The sequence below is a fragment of the Sphingomonas sp. PvP056 genome (assembly GCF_040549155.1).
Classification (GTDB): Bacteria; Pseudomonadota; Alphaproteobacteria; order Sphingomonadales; family Sphingomonadaceae; genus Sphingomonas.
Genome location: NZ_JBEPST010000007.1, coordinates 163,630 through 187,130, shown reverse-complemented (window position 1 = coordinate 187,130; position 23,501 = coordinate 163,630). Strand labels below are relative to the sequence as shown.

24 protein-coding genes are annotated in these 23,501 nt (G+C 59.5%); 14 read left to right on the top strand and 10 right to left on the bottom strand.

Annotated elements, in window-relative coordinates:
• Nucleotides 1–308 precede the first annotated feature (308 nt).
• From ABIC17_RS16630 to ABIC17_RS16620, 3 genes are all read left to right on the top strand, one after another.
• A complete protein-coding gene (locus ABIC17_RS16630; RefSeq protein ID WP_354283671.1) occupies nucleotides 309–887 on the top strand; it encodes a DedA family protein in 579 nt (192 codons plus the stop codon).
• Nucleotides 888–1,368: 481 nt separating this feature from the next.
• A complete protein-coding gene (locus tag ABIC17_RS16625) occupies nucleotides 1,369–1,755 on the top strand; it encodes a glycoside hydrolase family 5 protein (protein ID WP_354283669.1) in 387 nt (128 codons plus the stop codon).
• A gap of 224 nt (nucleotides 1,756–1,979) precedes the next feature.
• On the top strand, nucleotides 1,980–2,114 hold the full coding sequence (locus ABIC17_RS16620) for a hypothetical protein (RefSeq protein ID WP_354283667.1): 135 nt from the start codon (nucleotides 1,980–1,982) through the stop codon (nucleotides 2,112–2,114).
• A 533-nt stretch (nucleotides 2,115–2,647) separates the two neighbouring features.
• On the opposite strand, the gene ABIC17_RS16615 is transcribed toward ABIC17_RS16620, so the two are convergent.
• Nucleotides 2,648–3,604, bottom strand: a complete 957-nt coding sequence (locus ABIC17_RS16615) for a glucokinase (RefSeq protein ID WP_354283665.1) — start codon at nucleotides 3,602–3,604, stop codon at nucleotides 2,648–2,650.
• A gap of 209 nt (nucleotides 3,605–3,813) precedes the next feature.
• Between ABIC17_RS16615 and ABIC17_RS16610 the strand changes: the two genes are divergently transcribed.
• Nucleotides 3,814–4,571, top strand: a protein-coding gene (locus ABIC17_RS16610) for an IS5 family transposase (RefSeq protein ID WP_354283663.1) whose coding sequence is annotated in 2 segments (ribosomal slippage) — nucleotides 3,814–4,147 and nucleotides 4,147–4,571 — 759 coding nt in all. Because the reading frame shifts where the segments join, the coding sequence is not laid out codon by codon here.
• A 799-nt stretch (nucleotides 4,572–5,370) separates the two neighbouring features.
• Here ABIC17_RS16610 and ABIC17_RS16605 read toward each other — a convergent pair.
• Nucleotides 5,371–5,769 carry a VOC family protein gene (locus ABIC17_RS16605; RefSeq protein ID WP_354283661.1) on the bottom strand — a complete coding sequence of 133 codons (399 nt, stop codon included), beginning with the start codon at nucleotides 5,767–5,769 and terminating at the stop codon, nucleotides 5,371–5,373.
• A gap of 324 nt (nucleotides 5,770–6,093) precedes the next feature.
• On the opposite strand from ABIC17_RS16605, the gene ABIC17_RS16600 reads away from it, so the two are divergent.
• Nucleotides 6,094–7,002 carry a LysR family transcriptional regulator gene (locus ABIC17_RS16600; RefSeq protein ID WP_130327342.1) on the top strand — a complete coding sequence of 303 codons (909 nt, stop codon included), beginning with the start codon at nucleotides 6,094–6,096 and terminating at the stop codon, nucleotides 7,000–7,002.
• A gap of 100 nt (nucleotides 7,003–7,102) precedes the next feature.
• On the top strand, nucleotides 7,103–7,993 hold the full coding sequence (locus ABIC17_RS16595) for an NAD-dependent epimerase/dehydratase family protein (RefSeq protein ID WP_354283659.1): 891 nt from the start codon (nucleotides 7,103–7,105) through the stop codon (nucleotides 7,991–7,993).
• A 105-nt stretch (nucleotides 7,994–8,098) separates the two neighbouring features.
• Here the strand turns inward: ABIC17_RS16595 and ABIC17_RS16590 are convergent, their stop codons facing one another.
• Complete coding sequence (locus tag ABIC17_RS16590) at nucleotides 8,099–9,040, bottom strand: AraC family transcriptional regulator (protein ID WP_354283657.1); 942 nt, start codon at nucleotides 9,038–9,040, stop codon at nucleotides 8,099–8,101.
• A 77-nt stretch (nucleotides 9,041–9,117) separates the two neighbouring features.
• Between ABIC17_RS16590 and ABIC17_RS16585 the strand changes: the two genes are divergently transcribed.
• Together ABIC17_RS16585 and ABIC17_RS16580 are read left to right on the top strand one after the other, a co-directional pair.
• Nucleotides 9,118–9,861 (top strand): DUF2306 domain-containing protein, encoded by a 744-nt coding sequence (locus tag ABIC17_RS16585; protein WP_354283655.1) that lies wholly within the window; start codon nucleotides 9,118–9,120, stop codon nucleotides 9,859–9,861.
• Complete coding sequence (locus tag ABIC17_RS16580; RefSeq protein WP_354283653.1) at nucleotides 9,806–10,786, top strand: SDR family oxidoreductase; 981 nt, start codon at nucleotides 9,806–9,808, stop codon at nucleotides 10,784–10,786. Before ABIC17_RS16585 ends, ABIC17_RS16580 begins: the two co-directional genes overlap by 56 nt.
• A 272-nt stretch (nucleotides 10,787–11,058) precedes the next feature.
• Here ABIC17_RS16580 and bdcA read toward each other — a convergent pair whose 3' ends face one another.
• The gene (gene bdcA, locus ABIC17_RS16575) at nucleotides 11,059–11,772 is read right to left on the bottom strand and encodes an SDR family oxidoreductase (protein WP_354283651.1); all 714 of its coding nucleotides are present in this window, start codon (nucleotides 11,770–11,772) and stop codon (nucleotides 11,059–11,061) included.
• A 73-nt stretch (nucleotides 11,773–11,845) separates the two neighbouring features.
• On the opposite strand from bdcA, the gene ABIC17_RS16570 reads away from it, so the two are divergent.
• Nucleotides 11,846–12,463, top strand: coding sequence for a TetR/AcrR family transcriptional regulator (locus ABIC17_RS16570; protein WP_242140830.1), 618 nt, complete (start codon nucleotides 11,846–11,848; stop codon nucleotides 12,461–12,463).
• A 611-nt stretch (nucleotides 12,464–13,074) separates the two neighbouring features.
• Here the strand turns inward: ABIC17_RS16570 and ABIC17_RS16565 are convergent.
• A complete protein-coding gene (locus tag ABIC17_RS16565) occupies nucleotides 13,075–14,025 on the bottom strand; it encodes a GIY-YIG nuclease family protein (protein WP_354283648.1) in 951 nt (316 codons plus the stop codon).
• Nucleotides 14,022–16,289 (bottom strand): AAA family ATPase, encoded by a 2,268-nt coding sequence (locus tag ABIC17_RS16560; RefSeq protein WP_354283646.1) that lies wholly within the window; start codon nucleotides 16,287–16,289, stop codon nucleotides 14,022–14,024. The genes ABIC17_RS16565 and ABIC17_RS16560 overlap by 4 nt, the downstream gene beginning before the upstream one ends.
• A 296-nt stretch (nucleotides 16,290–16,585) precedes the next feature.
• Between ABIC17_RS16560 and ABIC17_RS16555 the strand changes: the two genes are divergently transcribed.
• Nucleotides 16,586–17,488, top strand: coding sequence for a hypothetical protein (locus ABIC17_RS16555; protein ID WP_354283644.1), 903 nt, complete (start codon nucleotides 16,586–16,588; stop codon nucleotides 17,486–17,488).
• 505 nt (nucleotides 17,489–17,993) lie between these two features.
• On the opposite strand, the gene ABIC17_RS16550 is transcribed toward ABIC17_RS16555, so the two are convergent.
• From ABIC17_RS16550 to ABIC17_RS16540, 3 genes are read right to left on the bottom strand one after another with little or no spacing between them, the layout of a single operon-like run.
• Entirely contained in the window at nucleotides 17,994–18,437 is a 444-nt protein-coding gene (locus ABIC17_RS16550; RefSeq protein ID WP_354283642.1) for a ubiquitination-like system serine protease family protein, read from the bottom strand.
• Nucleotides 18,434–19,621, bottom strand: coding sequence for a ThiF family adenylyltransferase (locus ABIC17_RS16545; protein ID WP_354283640.1), 1,188 nt, complete (start codon nucleotides 19,619–19,621; stop codon nucleotides 18,434–18,436). The genes ABIC17_RS16550 and ABIC17_RS16545 overlap by 4 nt, the downstream gene beginning before the upstream one ends.
• Nucleotides 19,596–20,264 carry a multiubiquitin domain-containing protein gene (locus ABIC17_RS16540; RefSeq protein WP_354283638.1) on the bottom strand — a complete coding sequence of 223 codons (669 nt, stop codon included), beginning with the start codon at nucleotides 20,262–20,264 and terminating at the stop codon, nucleotides 19,596–19,598. Before ABIC17_RS16540 ends, ABIC17_RS16545 begins: the two co-directional genes overlap by 26 nt.
• 171 nt (nucleotides 20,265–20,435) lie before the next feature.
• Between ABIC17_RS16540 and ABIC17_RS16535 the strand changes: the two genes are divergently transcribed.
• Genes ABIC17_RS16535 through ABIC17_RS16525 form a run of 3 tightly spaced genes read left to right on the top strand, consistent with a single transcriptional unit; the run spans nucleotide 20,436 to nucleotide 22,215 of the window.
• The gene (locus tag ABIC17_RS16535) at nucleotides 20,436–21,038 is read left to right on the top strand and encodes a hypothetical protein (protein ID WP_354283636.1); all 603 of its coding nucleotides are present in this window, start codon (nucleotides 20,436–20,438) and stop codon (nucleotides 21,036–21,038) included.
• Nucleotides 21,035–21,442 carry a hypothetical protein gene (locus tag ABIC17_RS16530; RefSeq protein ID WP_354283634.1) on the top strand — a complete coding sequence of 136 codons (408 nt, stop codon included), beginning with the start codon at nucleotides 21,035–21,037 and terminating at the stop codon, nucleotides 21,440–21,442. The genes ABIC17_RS16535 and ABIC17_RS16530 overlap by 4 nt, the downstream gene beginning before the upstream one ends.
• Nucleotides 21,439–22,215, top strand: a complete 777-nt coding sequence (locus ABIC17_RS16525) for an ImmA/IrrE family metallo-endopeptidase (RefSeq protein ID WP_354283632.1) — start codon at nucleotides 21,439–21,441, stop codon at nucleotides 22,213–22,215. The genes ABIC17_RS16530 and ABIC17_RS16525 overlap by 4 nt, the downstream gene beginning before the upstream one ends.
• 469 nt (nucleotides 22,216–22,684) lie before the next feature.
• Here ABIC17_RS16525 and ABIC17_RS16520 read toward each other — a convergent pair whose 3' ends face one another.
• Nucleotides 22,685–23,023: a response regulator gene (locus ABIC17_RS16520; protein WP_354283631.1), complete on the bottom strand. Its 339-nt coding sequence runs from the start codon at nucleotides 23,021–23,023 to the stop codon at nucleotides 22,685–22,687.
• 50 nt (nucleotides 23,024–23,073) lie between these two features.
• Between ABIC17_RS16520 and ABIC17_RS16515 the strand changes: the two genes are divergently transcribed.
• The gene (locus tag ABIC17_RS16515; RefSeq protein WP_354283629.1) at nucleotides 23,074–23,445 is read left to right on the top strand and encodes a response regulator; all 372 of its coding nucleotides are present in this window, start codon (nucleotides 23,074–23,076) and stop codon (nucleotides 23,443–23,445) included.
• Nucleotides 23,446–23,501: the final 56 nt, after the last annotated feature.

Here is a 23,501-nt window from a genome sequence, read left to right as displayed (position 1 = left end):
CCCAAAAAGGTGATTGGGATGACCCGGCTCCACCGGTAACCACTGCTACCGTCGCACGATTGCTCTTGCCGCCCCCCCGTTTCCCCCACGACAATCCCCCCAACCGTTTTGATAACAACAAAACGTGTTGAACCGTCTATCGTGGTTCAAGCAATCAATATACCTCTTCCAAACGTTCGAAGGCGGACTGATTGTCCCAGATTGGTATTCCGTAGGCGGCAACCCCACACCTACAGGCGTGGTTTTAGTTTAGGCATAATCCATTGCTAAGTTCTCCATTTTTTATAAGTCTTCTCAGTCAACCTGCCGTGGTAACGGCAGCTGTTTTTATTCTGACGTTCGCCGAATCCCTGGCTTTGGTCGGAGCGGCAGTTCCTGCTACCCCCATGCTTCTGCTCCTCGGCGGCTTATTAGCGGCGGGTACAATCAGCCCATATGCGGTGATTCCCCCCGCCCTCGTAGGGGCTATCAGTGGGTATTGGGTTTCTTGGATCCTCGGTCGAAGGTATCGCAGTCGAATTTATAGCATGAAGTTTTTCGCGCGCCGACGTCGTAGCGTAGCTCGGGTACGCATTCTGACGCGCAGTTATGGTGGGCTCATTCTGGTCGTCGGCCGCTACGTTCTAGGTCCCCTGCAGAGTACCGTGCCGCTTGTTGCCGGAGCGGCAGGAATGGCCCCGTCACGCTTTCACCGCTGGAACGTATTATCCGGCGTACTTTGGGTGCCCATTGTGCTGGCTCCTGGATATCTGTCGGGGAAAGGACTCATCGCCGGTCAATTTGCTAGTGTACTGCCGTGGTTCGCCGCGCTGCTGATTGCAATAAGTCTCATTGGGGCGGTACTGCCTATTATGTTCGACGTGTTTCGTCGGGCGACGAGTGCCTGAACATGCTCCCGTAACTTTTTAGATACAGCGAGAAGGATCATCGACGCACTACCCTATCAATTTCAAAGAAATTGCTATTAAAGAATGCTCCCGTGCCTTCCGCGTGGCTGCAGCGGTAGCACTATCGGGTCCCTAGACTTTTTGCGCAATTTTCACACTCTGTTTGAGACGCCGGGGTGGCGTTAGAGCAGTGTCGACAACGGCCACCCGCCCTAAGAGGGGGAGTCGGCTCCTCTCTCCTGCGTAGCCCAGTCCAACTAATAAGCTTACAAACGAAGGCTGCTATCATTGCCCCTACCCTCTTCGTGCAACGCAAAATTGGCTTCTCGTCAAATTCTTGATCGATCAGGCCTACGAGCCTGAGGACGTACTTTATTCAGTGCGTGGTATACAAAATGATAGCGTTAAAACTCCAAGTTTGCGCCTAGCGCATCTTTTGGCGCACCTCGCAGAATGTGGCGTACACCAAGCGTTCGACCATATGAACACCGCCAACCGGCTCGATCCTAAGTGGCTCGCCACCCTCGACCGCGTCGTCACGCATGCGAGCGACGCGGGACTTTCAGTAATTATCGACGAACATGACGCTAACGCATGCTCGGACGATCCCAACGCCTGTGACCTAAAGCTCACGGCATTCTGGCAACAGATCGGCGCGCGCTATCGCGCCGCCCCGACGTCCGTTCTTTTCGAACTGTTAAACGAGCCGCACGGCAACCTCGACGCGGACCGCGAGAACGCGTTGCTATTGCAAATTCCGCCCGTCGTCCGCGCCACCACCCCTCACCGCACGCTGGTGATCAGACCGGCCAACTGGAACAGCCTCAGCAAAATTGGACACCCTGAAGCTGTCGTCGAGCGACCGTAATATTCTCGTCATCTTCCGTTATTACGAGCCATTCCGGTTTACCCATCAGGGTGCGCCGTGGACTGACAATTGCGATCTGCACGGCATCCCTCTGACTCGGCCGCCGAGAGGCGTATTGGTGCGGACCTCAACACGGTCGCCGCCTGGAGCACGGCAACAAACGCCCGGTCTTGCTTGGCGAATTCGGGGCCTTCGACAAAAGCGGTACGCCGATGGCGGACTGCGTGCGCTACACTGCAACCGTCCGGCGTGATGCCGAGGCACATGGCCTTCCCTGGGCCTCTTGGCAATTCGATGGCGATTTCATCGTCTACGACATTGATCACGACACTGGGTCGAGCCGATACGCCAAGCGCTAGCGGGGACACCATGAGCGTGCGGCGGCTCGTTCCGGTCGCGCTGCCGCCCGTCGCAGCATCGGTGCCGACCCTGCCCGCAACGGACGCTTATTAGCCGAGGCGATGTTCGCGCATTCTATCTTTACTGCGTCGCTGACGGCCATCGTGTTCACCAAGACTTGGCCCTGATGATAAGCAACCCAGAGCGACGCGATTGGCCCCTGCCCCACCACTTTAACGAACGTCCGTTTACGATGATCTCCGGCCAAAAGCGGACGGCCGTTCTCCACCCCCGTTGTCGTTCCAAACGTCCCAACCTGGTGGAGGGCGGACCGGCTGCTATGCAACTATCAAACGCTCGAAGCGGACGTTACGGCTAGAGGCTCGACGGCGCGTCCCGCCGTCTACTATCGAGACGATGCCCGTTATCAGCTGGCGCAAAGTGACGCAATGAACTTTGCCGCGTTGGTTGATCCTCCGGCCAATCGATGTTGCCCAACTAGCTACCCGCGCACATTTTGCAGCGTCTGTACGAGGAGTAGCAACTGTCGTGGCTAGCAACTGTCAAAGGTAGCTGCCGCACCAAGTAGTTCGAGATCCGTGCGGTTTATTAAGGACACGGGTACCTCAGCCAGCTGACGGCGATGCGCATCCTTATTCTCGAGCCGGTGACGAAATACCGTTAATTCCAATTTTCGCTGAAGTGCCCTGCCGACCGCTCCCGTGATGTAGACGCCGTCCCATGCTCCGAAGGCAAGAACCATATCCCCGACAAAACTGCCAAAATAGCCTGCCACCATATCACCGACCGCATCCGCCGTTGCATCACGGCCAAACCCTTTCGTAACCTCCTCTGGCTTCGCCATTGTCCGTCCAATCGGCGAAAGCGCGGTGTAGGCGGCCACAAGACCTGGTGCGCTGACGAGTGTTTCTGCGCTGACCGGTCCTTTTATTCGTACCGCTGCAAAAAACTTCTCTTCTTCAGGCGTGCTGGGTGCAAAAGTGATATGTCCTGCCTCGCTTTGAACAGGAGCGAGTACGCCGTTCGGGGTAGTGATCAAAGCTGCGACGCCGAGACCAGTTCCTAGGCTTACCAATAAGTACCTTCCCCCCGCTTCCACGGGTCGCCAACGGTGCTTGCCGATTGACGACAGTGCATCGCTAGGAAGCAGTATCAAAGCCATTGCGACTGCGGCCGCTTCGTTGAGCGCTATAGGGCGCGCGCGCAAAACAGCCTCTACTCCGGAAAGCGAGATGTACCAACGGCTACCTGTAAGGTTGACAATGTCACCGCGTGTCATTCCAGCTACTGCTAAAACGCTCGGGAGAGCCTGGCCTCTAACTCCTACCACTTCCACGTAGTCCAAAAGCGCGCCTGTAAAAGAATTGTGGGTGACGTTTGAATAGGTGCGTATCTCACGCGGGTCGTTGCCGTAGCGCCCGCCAGAAAGAGCGAAACGAACGGAGTGACGACCAATGTCGGCAAGCAGACCGACCTGCGTATTATCCACCCTAACTCTCCTGCTTCCCGCCTCCATCCGACGGGTTAGCCGGTACCGCTACCAGAAATAGTATTAAGTTACCTACCTAAAAGACATTTGGCGTTATCTTTTGTAGGTGCGACACCAATAGTTTTCATATCGAGGTTTTTGACGCCTAGGGTCAGGACCCATTGATGTGAGAGGCGCGATCTGATTCAGGCTCTGCGAGGAGACTGGCGATGAACGACCTGTACTGGCTGACCGACGAGCAGATGGCGCGGCTTGAGCCGTATTTTCCCAAGAGCCTCGGCAAGCCCCGGGTTGATGATCGGCGGGTGTTGAGCGGCATCGTCTTCGTAAACCGCAACGGGCTGCGTTGGTGCGATGCGCCCAGGGAGTACGGACCGCCCAAGACCCTCTACAACCGGTGGAAGCGGTGGGGCGAGAGGGGCGTGTTCCTGCGCATGATGGAAGGACTGGCCGCTGCGAGCGCCACGCCCAAGATGATCACGATCGACGCGACCTATCTCAAGGCACACCGCACGGCATCGAGCCTGCGGGTTAAAAAGGGGATCTTGGGCGGCTCATTGGTCGCACCAAGGGCGGCATGAACACGAAGCTCCACGCCGTCACCGACGCAAACGGTCGCCCACTGAGCTTCTTCATGACCGCTGGCCAGGTCAGCGATTACACTGGCGCTGCAGCGCTGCTCGACGATCTGCCCAAGGCGCAGTGGATGCTTGCCGACCGCGGGTACGATGCAGACTGGTACAGGGACGCTCTTCAGGCAAAGGGCATAATGCCCTGCATTCCGGGACGGAAATCCCGAAACGTGCCCATCACATACGACAAGCGCCGCTACCGAAGCCGCAATTGCATCGAGATCATGTTTGGCCGGCTGAAGGACTGGCGCCGCGTCGCCACCCGCTACGATCGATGCCCGACTGTCTTCTTCTCCACCATCGCGCTCGCCGCAACCGTCATATTCTGGCTGTGATCAACGAGTCCTGAGCCTAAGCCTCCACGTCTTGCCACAGCCGAAGGTGACAGCCTGTTCCTTCAAAAGATCATGAGTGTTCGTTTAACCACAAGTTGTTCATGATGGCATCGGCTGATGCCGAAGGGGAGAGCTAAATTTATAGGCAACGAATTGGTAGTGTAACAACCCATCGTATCTTGGCAGCGCCCTCCTGTTAGGCCAAGAGTTTCTGGCTAAAAGGACCCAGTTGCGGTCATTCAAGGAACTAGGTGCATTATCCAGAAGCGGACGTTCGTTCATCGGCCATGCGAGCGGTTTTAAGGTCCACAGTGCCGTTCAATTTCGTCCAGCCGAAGTGTGATCGCCCTGCTAGGCAGATGGATGGTTAGCCTCTGCCGTTCCTGTTCGTTGAAACGAGCGGCCTTGATCAGCAGGTCACGGATGGCTGCGCGACCGACGACCCTGTCACCCCCGAGCCATCCAGTACCTAGGGAGATCTCAGGTGCTAGAATGAGGAGGCCATAAGCGTCAGGGGAAAAATGCTCGATTATGACGGTGGTGCCCTCTTCCGCACTGATCTCAGCTTCCTTCTAAACTGAGGATCTTGGTTTGGCGACCGGCGGCCATGTGGACCCACAACCGGTCATTCCGGATGCCCTACCCGCTTCCCAGCTTCTGCCATTCGTTCAGTTCGCAATTGGGAGCATACTTAGCCGAGCTGGCCGACCGGTTGTCCGGCATTCGGAGGAAAGCGGACATTCGCGCGATCGCAAAATCCGGGTCCGCTAGGGTCAAAAGCGGACCCGTGCCGGACAGATCAGGCAGGGAAATGAATTCCGCATAGTTTGTTGCCGTCTGGGTCGCGAAAATAGGCAAGTTCGACTGTCCCCAGCGATGCCGTATTACGCGGGCCGGGCGGGGCTTCGATCGAGGTGCCACCGTTGGTGACCGCGGTATCATGAAGCTGCTTCACTTGTTCAAGCGAGTTGCACGAAAAGGCGACGGTGCTGCCGTTGGCGACGCTTGCCGGTTCGTCGTTAATCGGCTGGCTGACGATGAAATTGGTTCCGTTGCCATTATTATAGATCAGCCGTGTATGGCCGCTGTCGGCAATGTTCCGCGTCCCTTCGCCTGCCCCCAAAGTGGCGAGCACCGTGTCGTAGAAGCGCTTCGACCGTTCAATATCGTTCGATCCGACCATTGTGTGAAAAAGCATGCGGGCTCTCCTTGCGGCTGATCGACTTCCGATCGCCACTAGCCTTCTCACCTAACCGGCCGTTAGGACGCGGTCACCCCCGGGTCGTCGAAATGTCCGCGATTGGGCGAGGGCAGCCGCCTTGTCCTTCCGCCGAGGAGACCCATTTGTGGACGTTTGCGAGCTATTCCCGGCTGCCCAACTTCAGCCGTTCGTTCATATCGCAGCGAACACAGCAACGGGGACTGGCTTCCGCCCCCGGTAGGCCGTTCTCTTAAAGAAGGGCGGGATCAAGATTATTTCCGATCGCTTTCCCGGCTGACCTCATTCTCCTATGGCTCTCGAATGAATGTAGCGGGCTTTGACCTGAATCTGCTAAAGGCGTTCGATGCCCTGTATGCGGAGCGCCACGTAACACGTGCTGGCCAGCGCATCGGCCTAAGCCAATCTGCCATGAGCGGTGCACTCACCAGATTGCGCGAGGTGTTCGACGATGAATTGTTCGTACGGTCGCCAACGGGGATGCTGCCGACACCGCGGGCTGATGATATAGCAGGCCCGATCTCATCTTCGCTCCAGCTCATGCAATCGGTCTTGCAAGATGATGGCTTCGATCCTGCGTTAGCCGATCACATCGTGACGATCGCAATGACTGACTACGCTGCCTTTGTCCTATTGCCTCCCCTGCTGGCACGGCTGGCGGTTGAGGCGCCTCGTCTTGAGCTGCGGATCCGCGGCATTTTCGGCAAGGATGAAGTCGTCGACCTCCTCGACAGTGGCGAGGCAAGCCTTGCACTCAGCGTCCCCGTCGACACTTCGGCACGCATTATGACACGCCTGCTCCTTCGGGAAGGCTTTGCCTGCATTGCGCGCCCCGGCCATCCAGCCTTTGCAAAAGATGCCGACATCGAGACGTTCGCGGCGGCCCCCCATCTCCTGGTATCGCCGGAGGGGGACCGCACAGGGGTGGTGGACCGTAAGCTCGCCGTGCTCGGGCTGACGCGCCGCGTCGTGCTAAGCCTGCCGCAGTTCCTGGTTGCCCCGTTCGTCGTCGCCGAGACCGATCTCATCGCTACGCTCGCTTCGCGGGTCGCCAAGCGGTTCGCTGCGGCCAGTTTGGGCATCGTCGTCCATGAGCCACCGATCGCGGTGTCCGACTTTTCGCTAGCGATGATGTGGCATCGTCGGGTGGATGATCACCCGGCCACGGTATGGCTGCGCGACTGTATTGCCCGGATCGCAGCGTCGGCCTGACGTCATCGACCAAACCGATCATACCGTATCACTTCTCGTGATTTCACGCAGGCCCACCGTTCCGCTCTAGTTCTTGGCATAGAGCTAATGAGGTGCTGACATGCGTGTTTTGGTAACGGGGGCTACGGGATTGATCGGTGGTGCGGTCGCACGTCGATTGGCCACGGCGGGGCACGACGTCGTCGGGCTAGCGCGTTCAGAGGCAAGCGCGGCCAAGCTGAATGGCATGGCCTATCAGGCAGCCTATGGTGATCTGGAGGATGCAGATAGCATCGTCAACGCGGTCCACAGCGTCGACGCCGTCGTTCACGCCGCATCGCCGAACGACCAGAATAGTGCGGCCTATGATCAGGTCGCAGTTCGAGCGATCCTCGATGCGTTGCGCGGCACGACCAAGCGCTTTTTGTATACGAGCGGCTGCTTCTTGTACGGTGCCACCGGCGATACGGCCGCGACCGAGCACAGCCCATTGCATCCACTCGAGATGGTGCGCTTCCGCCAGAGGCTCGAGGCTGAAATTCTCGAAGCTGCTGCAGGTGGCGTGCACGGCATCATTCTCCGTCCTGCCTGGGTGTATGGCAATCATGCTTGGACCACGATGATGATGTTCAGCTCAGCCCAGGAGCATGGGGCTGCGCGCTACGTCGGCAACGGCCAGAATCGTTGGACGTGCATCCATGCCGACGATCTAGCGGACCTTTATCTGCTCGCGCTCGAGAAGGCGCCTGCCGCATCGATCTACAACGGGGCTCACGGCGCCGCTATTCCGCTGATCGAAATTGCACGGGCCGCCAGCGAGGGAGCAGGTGCCGGGGGCCAGTTAGCGGAATGGCCACTGGAGGAAGCTCGGCAGGTGCTAGGAAGCTTCGCGGATGCGATCGCATGCGATCAGGTAGTCTCCGGCCAACGCGCCGTGCTCGAGCTTGGTTGGCGCCCGTCGCGGCATTCGATCGTCGATGAACTACGCTCCTATGCGCAGCCTCCAGCGTGACCGCAGATCGTTTCAAGTTCTGAAAGGACGAACGATACCATGGTTTCCAACCGGATTTCATGCTCCAGCTCGCCTCCGTACTCCTTGGTGTTCGAACTTCTGGTTCTAAGGCCTAGGCGCGGACAGCAAGCTGCGAGGTTGCTTCCCGGCCCTGCGTGGCGAATGACCGGTGATACGCTTGAAAGCAGCCCCGAATGCGCTCTCCGATTCATAACCTACCGAAGCCGCAACGGCAGGCAGCGACATGCCGGTGCTAATTAGAAGTTCTGACGCCAGCATCATGCGCCAGCGGGTCAGATAGGCCATTGGCGTTGCGCCAGTGACCCTCTCAAAGTGCGAGGCGAAGCTTGATCGCGACATTCCCGCCGCCCGGGCCATGTCGCCAATCGACCAATGACGTGCGACGTCGTTATGCACCGCGGCCATGGCATGCCGTAAATTGGGATGAGCAAGCGCTGCTAACCAGCCACTGGTAGACTGACCGCTTTTCAGATGTTCACGTAGAGCCTCGACCAGTAGTGCTTGAGCAAGATGGCCCGCCAGAAGAGCACTGCCTGGCTGAGGATCGCTCAATTCGATCATCAGACGTCGCATCCCGGTCAGTAATGCCTCTCGGCCTGCACCAGGACCGACGTGGATCATCGCTGGAATGGCGTCGAGCAGCGTTTTGGCTTGGACCCCGCCAAGCCCAAAAAAGCCGCCTAGCCCGCGACATTCGCCACCTCCGTTCAGGACGACGATCTGCCCGGCCCGTACACTTGTCATCAGAGCAAACGCATCAACCGGTATTGCCGCGTCGGAGGATTGGAGCACCGCTCCCCCTACCGTCATCAGCGCCACGTCGCCGGCGACTAGCGATATTGGCGCGGACGTGCCCGCGACCTGCAATTGGCAGGCCCCCGTCTCGATACCGAAACAGCGGATCCCTTGCGCGGGCTCAAAGGCGAGTGCCCAATCCCCCGCCGCGTCCAACCCGCGAAAGCCATAACCAGTCGGTTTCATCAACGTCAGAATATCAGAAAGTGGATCCATGATTTGGACGATCACAATGAATGAGGGGACGGATGAGCATGGTCGGTCCAGCGCCTCATGCCTAGACGGTGTCGAAATACGAGGCCTGTAGCATGATCGATCCCAATCCGCCGTCCTGGCCCCGACCGCGAACGGAAAGGCCGCGACCACGGTCTTCTCTAGTGCGACGCGTGTCTTGGGCGTTCATGGCGATGCTGAGTAGCGCTGTGGCGCTTGTTTCCTATCGCTATCTCGCAAAGGCGGGACCCGTTCCAGTGACAATCGCAGCCAATGCTTATGTGAACCCATGGCTTGTGATCCACGCGACCGGGGCCGCAACTGCACTCTTTGTTGGACCATGGCAGTTTCTGCCTGTGTTTCGTACGCGCCAGACAGCCGCTCACCGGATGTGCGGGCAAATCTACGTCGCCGGGTGCGTCACGGGGGGGACCGCTGCGCTAGTGCTTGCGACCGGCGTCTCCACAGGACCTATCGCCGGCACCGGTTTCAGCTTGCTGGGTATCGCTTGGATTGCAGCCACCATATTTGCGGTCCGGGAGATCCTAGCACAACGAGTGTCGTCGCATCGGCGCTGGATGATCCGCTCGTTTGCACTGACGTTATCGGCAGTAACGCTGCGACTCTACCTGCCGGCTAGCTTTCAACTCGGGCTCGACCCGATCCTGTCCTATCGCGTGATTTCCTGGGCATGCTGGCTGCCCAACATGGTCCTGGCAGAGCTGTACCTAACCTTCAGCAATGCCGACGCAATTCCTTGCACAACAAATAGGAGTAATCTGCATGCGGGTCTTCATCACTGGCGCAACGGGTTTCCTAGGACCTGCGATTGCGAATGACCTCATTAAGCGCGGTTACCAAGTTGTGGGCCTCGCTAGATCTCAAGCCTCCGCTGAAATGCTGCAAGCGAACGGTGTCCAACCTCTCATTGGCAGCCTTACCAACCTTTCGGTTCTGCGGCAGGGCGCCGAGGCGGCCGACGGCGTAATCCATCTGGCATACAGTTTCTCGCCGGGTGACATGCCGCGTACACGTATGCTCAGTGCCGTTTTTGGTGGCTGGCCTGGTGGCATCATGGGACGAATGATGAAGGCCATTACAGCGACCAACGACGCGGCCCTCAATGCCCTGGCGAGCGCGCTCGGTGGTTCTGAGCGCCCCTTGGTGACCGCCTTCGCCACGATGGGCATAGCTGGTGCTTCGGGGGCATCGGCACGGGGCATTGCCATTGAAACCGACTGCCCAAACGCAGCGTCTCCTGGCTACGTCCGCTCTGTCAGTGAAGCTCTCGTGGAGCATTGGGCGTCCCGCAAAGTGCGAGCCTCGATCGTCAGATTGGCGCCCGCAGTACACGGGACGGGCGACAAGGGCCTAATCCCCCAACTCGCCCTGGCAGCGCGCAAACACGGCGAGGTTATTTATGTCGGCGAGGGCGCCAATCACTGGAGCGGCGTCCATATCAATGACGCCGTCTCGCTGTTCAGGCTGGCGCTCGAAAAGGGAAAGTTTGGGGGCGTCTACCACGGCGTAGGTAACGACGTGCTCACCTATCGCGAGATTGCCGAGGTCATAAGCCAGCGATTGGGCCTGCCTCTACGCTCGGGAACGCAGGTCGACGCCACACGCCAGCTTGGCTTTACGGCGCCGTTCGTCTCGGTTGACAACCCAGTGAGCAGCGCGCTCACCCAAGCTGAACTTGGCTGGGCACCGGCTGGCCTCTCCCTGATCGATGACCTAAAAAGTCCGGCATACTTCGGCAGCTGATAGTCGCGCAGGCGCTGTAGCTCATGATCAGGACGGCGGTGCGGCACCAACGGCAACCAACCGGGATCCATCAAGGAAAGATTGGGCCCCCTGCAGTTGCGGACACTCAAGAACGGCTATTCAAACCGTCCTGGCCGCCTCCCAAAACCAAACCTTCGTTAAGGAGCGTAGATCGTCAATTGCTGATGATGACGCGTAACAGCTTTCGCTAACGGTCACGACGCGAGCGATGGTGCTACCAACCTCGCCCGCGCCACCGTCGTCATTTGGGTTCAAGCGCCGAACGCGCCGTCGATCGTATGCATCCCACCGGTAACGAAGCCCGCCTCCGGCCCCGCCAACCATGCAACCATCCCCGCGACTTCTTCCGGCCGTCCGTGGCGCTTGATCGCCATGAAGCTGTGCATCAGATCCTTCATTGGACCGTTTTCAGGGTTGGCATCGGTGTCGATCGGCCCTGGTTGCACGATGTTGATCGTGATGCCGCGTGGCCCGAAATCGCGGGCAAGCCCTCGCGCCATCCCTTGCAGCGCAGATTTGCTGAGCGCGTAGGACGCCATGCCGGGCACCGGCATCCGATCACCGTTGACGGAGCCGATGACGATGATCCGTCCGCCATCGGGCATCTGCCGCGCCGCTTCGACGGAGGCGTGATAGGGCGCGTGGACATTCACGCGGAACAGCCGATCGATTTCGTCCGGGTCCTGATCGAGCGCATCGCCGAAGATTGCGAACCCGGAATTCACGACCAAAATGTCGAGCGGCCCGCTGTCCCGCACGCGCGCGATCACCGCGTCGCGGTCAGCGCTGTCGGTTTGCACCGCTTTGCCCCCGGTCTCTGCCGCAAGCCGCTCCGCGGCCGCTAGAGACCCCGCATAGGTAAAGATTACGGATGCACCTTCCGCGGCAAAGCGCCGGACGATCGCTGCGCCGATACCGCGACTACCCCCCAGTACAAGAACGGACTTTGCTTGAAACGGGGCCATGATGTGCATCCTTGAGAATTAATGTATGGCTCGCTACATAAATGCTCGATTAGACTCGTCAAGGTGTTTTGTAATGATGACTACAGATAAATCCCGGGCACGGGGTCGGCCCCGACGCTTCGATCCCGAAGAAGCAATTGGTACCGCGCAGCAGCTTTTCCATGCGCATGGCTATGACGCGGTCAGCGTCTCGGACATCACCACCGCGCTTGGGATAAACCCACCAAGTTTTTACGCCGCCTTCGGCAGCAAGGCCGGTCTCTACGCCCGCGTACTCGATCGTTATAACGCGACCAGCGCCATTCCCTTCGCCAATCTGCTGCGGGACGACCGGCCCGTGGGCGCCTGCCTCGCAGCGGTGCTCGAGGAGGCCGCCCGCTATTATACCGCCGACCCAATGGCGAGCGGATGCATGGTGGTGGAGGGCATCCGCGCGAAGGATGGCGACGCGCGCGAAGCTGCCTGTGAGATCAGCCTTGCCGCCGAAGCCGTGATTCGCGACTATATCGCTGCCCGCCATCCGGAAGATGCCCGGCGCCTGACCGACTTCGTCAGCACGACCATGTCGGGACTCTCCGCCAAGGCGCGCAATGGGCATGGGCTGGATCAGCTTCTTGCAACTGCACGTATTGCAGGCTTGGCTCTCGCACAGGTTTTCCCGGCTGCAGATTACGCTAGCGATCCCGTTTGATGCTCAGATGACCCACAACACGACATTCAGCGGTCGTTCGCGCTCCCCAACTTCGGACACCCATTCATATGCGCCTGACGCCTCGACCAGCGATGGCGAAATTGGCAAAGAGTGGGACAAAGCGGCCGTTCCCGCTGATCAGCTCGGTCGTCCGGTCCTGACAGAACCCGACCTTCATCAGTGTAGCTCTCACGCTCCTAAAAGAGAAGGCCGGGGCTGATAGCTGACAGGCAGGTTTGAGGACGACTCGAGATAGTCGTCACCCAATTGCAATAGTTCCGTGACAGCCTTGCCGAACTTAATCGGAAGGCCGGCTTTCTCGACAACCCGCTCGCCGTTCTTCCAAAGCGGTTTGAGTTGGCCTACAACATCAGGGCCCGTCGTAGAATAAGGAAGACTTTAAAAGCGAAGTCACTCGCTTGCGCATGAGGTTGAACTGATCGGCCGGTCACAGGATCAGGGATCACGCACCTTCCTGACCTGAAGATAGCCGGCTTGGGTCAACGACCCAAAACAGCGCGCTATGACCTGATCAAATTGCCTCCCCGTTAAAGATTGAGGCGCAGCTTCGTCCGGAACCCCGGGATCTTCGATTGAACGACTTGCGTAGTTCAGATTTCTGGAAAGGTATGGTCTGGATTCTTATCCACGCAAGCCAACACTGCAGAGTCGCGATAGTCCGGCAGTTCCTTGGCTGCGGTGCCCATCAAACCAGCGTGCCGCAGATAACGGTATCCGGCTCGACCTCCGGGGATCATGTTAAGGCGCCTGGCATCCTTCCAATGCCCTCGCACCAGCGCCTCTTCCGACGTGTATAGCGCGTCCACGTCGGTCGTGACGGCCATCACCTTGTGGTGGATATAAGTGACACGCTTAGCTTCCAACTCCTCTCTCAGCTTACGGTGGAACAGCAAGTTGCTGCCCTTGCGCATTGCTCGCCGATGCTCTGCCCAACGCGTCTTCCAGCTGCGCGTCGTGATGCCGACGTAGAAGTAGCCGTCGACTGGATACGACCCGCCGTCGCCTAAGATGTGCTGGTAGAGCACGAACGATTTTTTAGGCCAGCCGGATGGAAATAGGAGCAAGTGAGCGGGGGCCGAGAACAGCAAGCTAGGCTCGCCGATGGCGGACGAAGGCATCTTGATATCGAACCGTCGGGCGGCATCCAGGAACGCCGGATCCGCGACCCAATCGATCCTGATGACCGGTGAGACGATGAGTTCGTCGGCCTCCGGCAGTCTACCGGATCGATAGCCTTCGCTTCCAACAGATACGTATCGATGTCCGGGGCGCATCTTCTTCTGCGGGGCGACGAAGCTGGGGCCATTCCGCATGACCACCATGTGGAAGTCGGGTATCGCCTGCCCAGCCTTCACGCGGATCACACCACTAGGCTCCCGCGCGCTACTCAACCAGTGCGCGCCATAGTCCGTCTTGCACCAAGCCCGAAGCCGCCGCTCGACCTGGCTGCGCAGCTTGTGCATCGGCGTTGGCGTCAGATGCTCCCACCAAGCCTTGTCGATCGTGATCTGTGCATCTGCGCCGGCCGACTTTGTTTTCACTCCGCGAATTGCTCCGTCGGTGCGGCGGCCATCGCGTTCTCGGCGGGAGTTGCGTCACCGTCGTCGTCAGCGACGCGCATCATCATGCGAAAGTGCGCACCCTGGCCGGTCTTTTCAAACACCTGCTCGAACACGCGCAGATACCCCTCCACCGCGTTCTCATCGATGGCGATGTAGATGTCGTCGTGGGCGCTGTGGGAGCCGTCGTTAATCCAGGAGAACAGCGATGCGCAGATCTGGGAATCGCGTCCCTCGAACTTCGCAACGACCTCGTCCTGCTTGAGACCGCCCAGCACGATAAGGTAGTTCTCGACGATCCTGCGCATCGTGTTCTGGATCGTCAGGTTCGCTCGGTTAGGATTTCGAACCTCCTCCCACAACAGTTCGTAGGAGGTCTTCACTGGATTCTGCTCGTAGCGATGGAGCGACGAGACGTTGTCGCGCTTACGGACTATCCAGAAGGTCTCGAAGGCGCGCACGCCTGTGAGTGGTCGACGACGGTCGTAACTGACCTCCTTGTGGAAGTAGATGTTGTGCGTGAGCACAAACACCTGCTTGATGTTTCCACGGTCATCCGAGGTGTCGGAAATCACCTTTCGGATCAGCGCGCTGACGATGAACAGCACGTCGGCATCGAGACTGGACACCGGATCGTCGAACACGACGATTCGTTCGGCCGTGGTGTTGGTGCTTGATGTGCTGCCGGCCAAGCGATGGTAGAAATACAGGAATGTGATGAACGAGCGCTCACCCTCGCTAAGCGTGCGGGCGGCGTCGGTGCCGTCGAGCCGCACGATCCGGTACATGTCGTTGCGTTCGCCCGCGACCTCAAGGTTGAAGTTCGAGAACCCGAATGAGGCAAGGATGCGGTTAATGTTGTCGACCGTAGGCCGGACGCTGGTGATTGATTCTTCGATCTGCCTGCGTTCCCGGTCCTTCTCAGTCCTGCGCGCCGCCTTGTCGATGATGCTTGTCTGGAGGCCTGTGATCGTGCGTTGAATGCCGGTGGTGGCCGTCGTGAAGGTGTCGAGGTCGGTCCGGCGCTCCTCCACGACAAACCGCCAGACTTCTGCGATCAGCGCGCGCTTCGCGTTGCCAAGATCACGAATGGTCTCGTTATATCGCTCAGCCGCCTCGTTGGCCGCCGTCATCATCGCGGATATCACAGCTGACAGTGTAGACGTCGGCTCTAGCTCAACCACATTGCTAGGTTCGCGCTGCTTGGCATCGATACGGCTCTGGTTCAGCGCCAGCACCGCCTTCAATGCAGTGTAGTGTTCTTCGAGGATCGAAGTGTCGATGAACCTGCTCGGAGCAGACAGCATTGCATCGATCCGCGCGCAGACCGTATCGACGGCTGCCGCGTAGTCGCGCTTAAGGCCCGCAATCTCCTCCACGTCCCTCAGATAGTGCTCGTCGAAGAACTCGTTCAGGTCCCCGGTCAGGTCAGGCGGCGTGGGCTGCTGGCAGAAGGGGCATTTCCCGGCCGCTGCGTCGAGGTATCCCACGCCCTGCTTGACCCAGTCGCTGTTTCCGAGTCGGTGGATTAACTCGGCCACGACAACGTCGTCGCGACCGACCACTTGGCGGGCCAAGATCGCCGCTCCATCGAATGCCGCCAGTCGATCGAAGGAGATCGCGGAGATCGACGCCTCCACTGGTGCGGCCAACTGGAAGACCGTCTCGGCTTGGGCAGTTAGCTCTTCGAGCGTCTTTAGATCGACGCCCTCGACAGCCGCCTCCCGCAACACCTTGTCGCAGAAGGCCGCTCGACCACCTCGGTGGCCCGTGAATGCAGCCTCGAATTTGTCTTTGTGGTCCTGCTGGGACTTCCAGCAGGCGTGCTCCAGCGCAGTCCGTGCCGCAGCGAGTTCTCCCTGGCGTCCGCTATTGCCGTCGTCGCCTTGGAGCTGCACTCGAAGTCCGGCCAGCTGGCGGTCGAGGGCCTCGATCTCCTGCGACAGGCGCGTGATGTCGGCAGCAGCTTGCGTTGACTCTTCACCCAGCGTGAAAATGCCGGGCATCTGCTCGCCGAAATTGTGCTCGGCGAAGTCCCTGTTGTAGACGAGCGCCTCAAGCGTGCGCCCGTTCGCCCATGTCACTGTGAAACCGGCACGGGACGCGGCGTCGTTCACGGCCCGCGAGATCGTTGTCTTCCCGCAACCGTTGTGGCCGAATAGATAGTTGATCTTTTTCAGATCCGTCAGCCGCTCGCCGCCGGCCGGATAGGTCGCTTCGCCGGCGATCTCAATTACTGTAATCAAGCCTCTTCCCCCCAATTTTCCCCTATCGAAGACTGTATCTCAATCCTGCGATCGTCGCCATAAAATCGGGTAAGTTTTGACTGCTTTGGACTCTTCGCGTCGCAGACCTTGGTCACCGGTTGAGTGACCGACAACACGCGAGCTTTCGCAAAATTGTCGTGATCATTCGGCGGCGTCGCGCCGAGCGGATGACTGCTTCTTGCGGAAGCTGCCGTTCAAAAACAAAATCTATAACGACGCATTTTGGTCTCCTGCCGCCGGACGATAGTAGGACATTCCCGACGGTCGCTCGCAATATGTCGAAAGGCACCTTCTGTCAGAACCCGACGTTCAAAGTTTGCCTGACCGACATCGCAGAGAGACAGCTTCGCGCGGATCTCGTATCGCTTCCTGCATTTTCACGGCAGCGAGACACAACTTTGCATAGCAGCACCATAGTCGAGGATGCGGTCAGCACGCTTGCAAACACCATGAGGCTCTATGTCGAGTCGCATCTTCGCTTCGCCGATCTGTTCAAGATCGATCCCGAGGAGGCGATCGACAATCTCGATCGCGCCTTCGAGACGAAGCTCGAAGCCTTCCATTCGCTGTACGACGTATCGAAGACGCTCTTCGCATACTTTGATCATGGCGACACCGCGCTGATCATCGCGATACGAAACGCGCAACATCATCGCGACCACCCGCTGTTTCGAAGTCTCAGGCGACGCCTTCATCTTGATGAGGGTGGCGTAGATCGCTGGCTGGGCGCGTCGTTTCTGCTTGCAAGTCACCCGACGCTTCATGGCGCGCCAGTTTGGATGTCCCATCATGTTCGGTTGGACGACATGGATTCGCGCCTCGACCCGTCCCGTGCTTCACCTTATCTCGACACCGGAGCGAGCATGGCGAAGATCGCCGGCAGGTTCGATTTGATCGACCGGCAGCTCGCGCTTCCGGCGATCCGCCGGTTCCGCGACCGGCACCGATTTCCTGACGACCAGACGTATCTCGATCTGATACCGATCTTCGTTTCGGCGGTGTGCAAGGTCTTCAGGGCGATGAAGCAAGCGGGGATAGGCTTCAATCGCTTCGACGCCAGCACCTACCTCGCCCCATTTACGTCAGAGCTTGAGATCGACCTCGGCAACCATGAGTTCAGGCAGCTGCGGATGCGCGGATGGGGTGCACTCGATCTGGTGCCTATTCCCGTCGAATAGGTTCAAGCGCTCGCGCCTGCAATTTAGCGGCAAAGAACCAACGGCCGCTTTCTGGTCTTTCTCGCTTTAGATCGAGTGGCCGACCTTGAGCCGCCTTCCTGACGGTCTGCGACGGAGCGATCCATAGGCAGCTTCTGTCAGTAGCAGACGTTCGCGGTAGCTGGTCTGAACGACTGGCCCTGGTCGAGAACGGCCGCCCTTCCATACTGCAGGGGCGACCCATAATTGGCCGTACAGCGTTCGGTACCTGCTCCCCGGAAGCGGGTGCTCATTCAAACGACGCTGCATTGGCAGACGGGCCGTAAAAGGACACGCCGGTTCCTGGCAGATTGCTTCAACAAACCTCCATTCGATCACGCTGCTCGACCTGCTGGAGACGATATTCTCGGCGATACCCACATCCCAACGCGCCGGCTGGATAGAGACTGCGATCGGCGGCCGCCCGTCGACCGGACAAGGCGGATTTCGCCGCCGTCTCGAACGTGATCGAGACGGCGGCGCTGGCTCATCCGAACAGCCGTCTCCAGATTTCCCGGATCCAGGCGGCAGCCGTTCGGATGTATCCACCGGTAACGGCCGGCCGTGCGGTCGGAACGGCGACGGGCGTCGGGGCCGGCGGCCTCTTGAGCCGGCGGTCATCCGCGCGGCCTGCCTTGATGGCGCGGCGGGACATACGGCCCGCCCATACGATGTTACCGCGCTTAATGATGTAGTGGGACGCGCAGGCGAAGTCGTGGTTGCCTATCGAGGGCCAGACCGACGCCTGCCCCTCGTGCATGGTGAGCGTATATTCGGTGTCGACCAGCGGCGTGGATACCTCCTCGCCGCACCCGCACGCGCAGTTGTGGAGGGCAACGTGGCAATCCGGCGATACGTACAGGACGCCATCCTCCAAAGTCTCGGGAATTTCGTCCACAAAGACCGTCTTTAGCCTGTCCACCCGGCTCATCGGCCACCCCGGTTCGAGATGCTGTTGCCCTCGATCATGTAGACGGCGTTCATCTCGTTCCGCTCGTCGCGGAAGTAGTTCGCCCAGCGCTGCCAGCGCAGGATGGCCATGTTCGCGTTGAGCGAGTTTACGGCGGCGATCTGGATGTCCGTCCGGTAGACGTCGTCCTCTTCGCTGTCGTCACCGAAGGGGAGCAGCTTCTTCACCTCTGGCCAAGGCGTGCCGGGCCGGATGAACGTTGCTCGCGCGCAGCCGTCCATCGCATCCTCCTCGAGCCCGACGCCGATGCCGGTGTCTACGAACGGGATCCTCAGCTGGTGAAGGCCTTCGGCAATCTCACGCCGAGCGTGCCCCTTGTCGACGCACACGAAGACGAAGTCGAAATTGGCGAGATCGCCGACGTTGGCTACGGTCACCTTGACGGAATGGGGGGTGATGCCCCGGTGCAGACGTCCGTAGATCTGCGCATAGTAGTTCACCTTAAAGGGGAAACCCTTCAGCAGATCCATCTCCGGTGCCCCGGGCGACCGGAACAGGTTATGGTTCAGGATCTGGTCGCCGTCATACAGGTGGATCTCGGTGACCCAGGTCTTCGCCAGCAGATCAAGCACGAAGGAACCGGTCCCGCCGAGACCGATGATGGCCACCCGCCCCATCAGCTTACGGTTCATGGCACCGACTCCGTATCGCGCGGACGCCGAGTCCGGTATCGCAAACGGGCTGTCGTCGGATGCGACCATCGCCCCAGTGTTGGTCCTGGCGTTCGCCGTCCGGTCTAGGGATCGCGCGGCGGATCCGATAAACCCCTCGTAGGCGACCACCTTGTCGTAAATGTTCTCGTACCGAAGGGTGATCTCGGGCTTGCAGGACAGGTAGTGGTCGACCTGCATGTGGCCGAACGTCTGCGAGCACGAATTGTTGATGATGTTCGCCATCGGATCGCCGGTCCGGTGGCAGGGCGCGGATCCCACGAAGTACATGGTGTGGTCCGGTTGGGGCGTCGCGGTGAGCCCCGTGGCGTCCAGCGTCAGGGCGCACGTGAGTGCGCCCCTTGCCAAGGACCTATCGGCGGTGACGTAGGCCACGTTGCGAACGATGAGGTGACTGTTGCGCACCTCAATCTCGAACCCCTCGTCCACGAGGCGCTTCAGATGCGGATCAAGACTTATCAGAGCGGCGGACATTGAAGACCATCCCCTTTCTCACCTGAATGGTCTCACCTTCGACGAGATCGCCCTCGGCGCCATGGACGCCGTGGAGGTAGGTGATGGTGTAATTGAAGTTCTCGAAATCGGCGTCGGGATAGGCGATCTTCGCGATCTCGCGGTAGCTGTGCGGCTTCTTCTCCACCGTCCGCGAACGCCCGTTCACCTTGATGGTTACCGTCTTCGGCTCTCGGCTGCGGATCCGTTCGACGCCTTCGCCGTCCAGCCGCACCTCGCCGTCCGGCGCCACGGGGGTGTCGCCCGCGCTGTCGAGGATCAGCTCAAGCCCGTCGTCGATGCCGCCGTGGCGGAAGATGTCGGCCGCCAGGATCGCCGGCGCGCCCCATTCCCAGCCCCGCTCGTTGACCGTGAAGTTGTAGATGCGGTCGCTGCGGAAGGAGAGGAAGGTCGAAACCTTCCCGCGTTCGAACGTGACATCCCTCTCGATGCCGATCGAGAAGGCGATGCCACCGTCGATCTGGATGAGGACGAAGTCGCTCGCCGGCGTCAGGCCCGCGGTCTCGCGGATCTGGCTGCCGTCTATAGTCTCGTCGTTGGTGCCGTGGGGGGCACCGTCAACGGTGAATTGAAACTTGTCGTGACTTCGGGCCATGTCCGCCATCTTGCACTCCATATGAGCCCCGGCCTTGAGGTATTGGCAGCGGCCGGACCTGCTGCCATCACCTTGAAGTGCGCGGATGATCAGCGGTTCGGACGCCAAGATTTTTTCTGCGGAGCACGTCCGAATATTGGCGCTGGTGCGCACTACCAAGCGAGAGCGCAGGAGATCTCGGTGATCGCGGAAGACGAGGATCTGGAACCCGACAGGACATCCACCGTCCGGAACTACACTTTCGACGAGGTGGTCGCAGGCCTGTCCGCCCTAGGCGAACTCGATGTCGCCAGACTGGACGGCATCAGCAGGGGGCTGGCTCGAACCGCCGACATGGAGCCGAAGGATCTGCTGCACGAAGCAGTCCACCGGATGGTGACGAAACGGACATGCCCAGTCGACGTGGACATCGTGAGCTTCACCATCCAGACGATGAAAAGCATCGCCTCGACCTCATATCGCAGGCGCAGGCAGAACCTTGAAGAGGGCGTCACTTCCATTCCGATCGCTGCCAACGATGGTGGGTTCGACGTGGCGGATGACGCTGTTTCCCCCGAGGAGCAGGCTCTGGCGCGGATCTTCCACGGGAAGTGCTTGGAGCTGGTCGACGCCACTGTGGCCGACGACGAAGAGTTGCAGCTCCTAGTCATGGGTCTTTGTGACGGACTGCTGGGTAGGCAGCTAGAGGAACTCTTGGAGACGGACACTAAGGGGCTGGCGGCCGCGCGTAGACGTTTGGCGAACCGCCTTCGCAGGGCGTTCCCGGACGGTGCGCCCGTATGAACAAGGGACGTGAGATGGATGACGAGGGGAAGCTCGGGCGGCTGCAACAGGTCGTGATCGAGGAATTCCTGACGATGTCGCCTGAGGAAGTGATGGAGTTCACCACCCCCGGGGATATCGCGTCGGTGAAGTCCACCATCGCTGCGGCAATCGCCGAGGTGGGACGTGAGAGGCTGGCGCGTGCGAAGGCGGCTGCGGCGAAGGACGCGCGACGCCCCCGGCTCGTGGGGTCGATCCATGGAGCCGACGCGCTGCGGCAGACGCGCGCCAACGATTCCGACTTCGACAGGCGGCTCACGCTCGCCGCGCGCAAGGGCAGCGCGAGCTACGAGGCCGACCAGAAGGGCATTGAGGAGGATCTCGACGAGTTGCGTCGCTGGAAGGAAGAAGGGGACGAGGCTTGAACCTCTCCTACACCCACCCCGAGAGACTGCTGCGCAGCTTCGGGATCCGACGTCCGAATGAGATCGACCTTGAGGCCATCGCATGGGAGTTGGGGGCGAAGATCCGGTTGCGAAGGCTGAACACCTGCGAGGCGCGCATCGTGGGTAGGGCCGGCCGCGCAATCATTACGGTCGACAACAGGATGCCGCCGACTCGGCAGAGGTTCTCGATCGCTCACGAGATCGGCCACTGGTGCCACCATCGTGGCCGATGCCTGGTATGCCGACCAGAGGACATTGGCGGTGCCTCGACGCGCACGGCGAACCATGCCGAGCGCGTCGCGGATGAATACGCGTCTGATCTTGTTCTGCCGCGCTACATTCTGGCTCCCTTGCTGGAGGGTGTCGGCAGGTTGTCCATCAAGTCCCTAGACGAGGTGGCAGGCGAGTTCGGAACGAGCAGGACCGCGACCTTGCGGAAGATCGTCGATCTCGACCGGTATCCGATCATGATGGTGTGCAGCGGGCGCTCTCGACGCAAGTGGTTCAGGTCGTCGCCCAGCATTCCGACCAAGTGGTTTCCACGCGACGAGGCATCCCCGGAGAGCTCGGCTTTCGACATGATGTTCGGGGCGAAGAAAGAGACCTCGACGCCGAGGTCAGTAAAAGCGAAGGCCTGGTTCGACTGCAACGAGGCGAGTGGGCTCATGCTTCAGGAGCAGAGCTTCTTCCTGCCAGACAGCGAGGTCATGACGATCCTCACCTTCACCGATCGGAAGATGCTCTCGGCGTAGAGGGCAACTACGCGGGTTGTTGTGCCGAATGAGGGCGGTTGAGATTTGCGCGTCGGCGCCCGCGCCCCGACGGTGCAGTTTCGACCGCGCCGACGATTACTCAGATCGGTGCTGCCAGTTTAACGGTGGTGGCCAGCCGAGATTTGCGTTCCTTCCGTTGTGCCGCAGGTGAACGAACGGTCGGGCACGCATCCCCCTACCCCAACGCCGCCGTTCCGCTTCCCACCCAGAAATGGCGATGTAGCCCCCTGCCTAGCTGCCTGAACGAACGGCTGCTTTCTGCGATCGCCGCCCGAAAGCGGCCGTTCCGCTTTCCACCACCGATAAGCGTTTAGCCACCCCTGCCACGCCGTATGAACGAACGTCCGGTTATGCCGTGGTTCGCCCCAAAGCGGACGGGCGGCTTTCCACCCAAATCGGACGTCCGTGACGCAAAGCTAATTTTGGGTAACGTCTGGTTTATCGGTCTTTAAGCCAATAACTCCCCTTCTAGTTGCCCGATTGTAAATGGCTTACAGAGGTACCGTATGCCATCTGGCAGTGTATCGGGCTTAGGATTACCCGACATCAGCACGACGGTCGCCGGCATCCTCGCTGAGTCACTTGCTATGAATTCCATACCTGACCGACCATTGCCCAAGTCATCATCACAAAGCAGCATATCGATATCGCCGTCGGCAAGCGGTGCCTGTGCAGCGTCGATTGAAGCTGCCTCAATGACGAACAAGCCTAGTTCGCGCGCAAGACTAGCTATCATCTGGCGGACTAGCGCATTGTCATCTACGATCAACAGTTTGCCACTAGCCATGCTCACCATCCTTGGTTCAGTATGTATTTTAAAAAACGTTGGGAACTCAGATGATGTCTCGTGACCGTTGGGTTATCCTCGTCGTAGATGACGAGGAAAGGATACGAACGTTGATCGGGGATCAACTAGAGACCGTGGGCTACGAGGTAATCCTCGCAGCCAGCGGCGATGACGCATTCAAGATCCTGCAAGGCGTGACTCGCATCGACCTGATTGTGACAGACGTCAGAATGCCTGGGGCTATAAATGGTTTCGACTTAGTTCGAAAAGCGCTTGCCGACCGCCCCCACCTTCGGACGATTATCATTTCAGGCTATACTGGGGAAAGCATCCAACGCGCAGGGCTTGCAGACCGCTTTCTACAGAAACCGTTCACTTTACGGACTTTAGAAAACGAAGTCCGAAATCTATTAGCCGCTTAACCTGAAGACCCTATGAGACGATAGGCGCGATCGCTACGGTGCAGTTCCTAAGATGG

What these genes read in the sequence shown, in the direction of transcription:
- ABIC17_RS16625 (WP_354283669.1), top strand. Translation starts at nt 1,369, where the DNA reads ATGAACACCGCCAACCGGCTCGATCCTAAGTGGCTCGCCACCCTCGAC.
- ABIC17_RS16605 (WP_354283661.1), bottom strand. Translation starts at nt 5,769, where the DNA reads ATGCTTTTTCACACAATGGTCGGATCGAACGATATTGAACGGTCGAAG.
- ABIC17_RS16600 (WP_130327342.1), top strand. Translation starts at nt 6,094, where the DNA reads ATGAATGTAGCGGGCTTTGACCTGAATCTGCTAAAGGCGTTCGATGCC.
- ABIC17_RS16595 (WP_354283659.1), top strand. Translation starts at nt 7,103, where the DNA reads ATGCGTGTTTTGGTAACGGGGGCTACGGGATTGATCGGTGGTGCGGTC.
- ABIC17_RS16585 (WP_354283655.1), top strand. Translation starts at nt 9,118, where the DNA reads ATGATCGATCCCAATCCGCCGTCCTGGCCCCGACCGCGAACGGAAAGG.
- ABIC17_RS16580 (WP_354283653.1), top strand. Translation starts at nt 9,806, where the DNA reads ATGCGGGTCTTCATCACTGGCGCAACGGGTTTCCTAGGACCTGCGATT.
- bdcA (WP_354283651.1), bottom strand. Translation starts at nt 11,772, where the DNA reads ATGGCCCCGTTTCAAGCAAAGTCCGTTCTTGTACTGGGGGGTAGTCGC.
- ABIC17_RS16570 (WP_242140830.1), top strand. Translation starts at nt 11,846, where the DNA reads ATGATGACTACAGATAAATCCCGGGCACGGGGTCGGCCCCGACGCTTC.
- ABIC17_RS16555 (WP_354283644.1), top strand. Translation starts at nt 16,586, where the DNA reads ATGTCGAAAGGCACCTTCTGTCAGAACCCGACGTTCAAAGTTTGCCTG.
- ABIC17_RS16550 (WP_354283642.1), bottom strand. Translation starts at nt 18,437, where the DNA reads ATGAGCCGGGTGGACAGGCTAAAGACGGTCTTTGTGGACGAAATTCCC.
- ABIC17_RS16545 (WP_354283640.1), bottom strand. Translation starts at nt 19,621, where the DNA reads ATGTCCGCCGCTCTGATAAGTCTTGATCCGCATCTGAAGCGCCTCGTG.
- ABIC17_RS16540 (WP_354283638.1), bottom strand. Translation starts at nt 20,264, where the DNA reads ATGGCGGACATGGCCCGAAGTCACGACAAGTTTCAATTCACCGTTGAC.
- ABIC17_RS16530 (WP_354283634.1), top strand. Translation starts at nt 21,035, where the DNA reads ATGAACAAGGGACGTGAGATGGATGACGAGGGGAAGCTCGGGCGGCTG.
- ABIC17_RS16520 (WP_354283631.1), bottom strand. Translation starts at nt 23,023, where the DNA reads ATGGCTAGTGGCAAACTGTTGATCGTAGATGACAATGCGCTAGTCCGC.
- ABIC17_RS16515 (WP_354283629.1), top strand. Translation starts at nt 23,074, where the DNA reads ATGATGTCTCGTGACCGTTGGGTTATCCTCGTCGTAGATGACGAGGAA.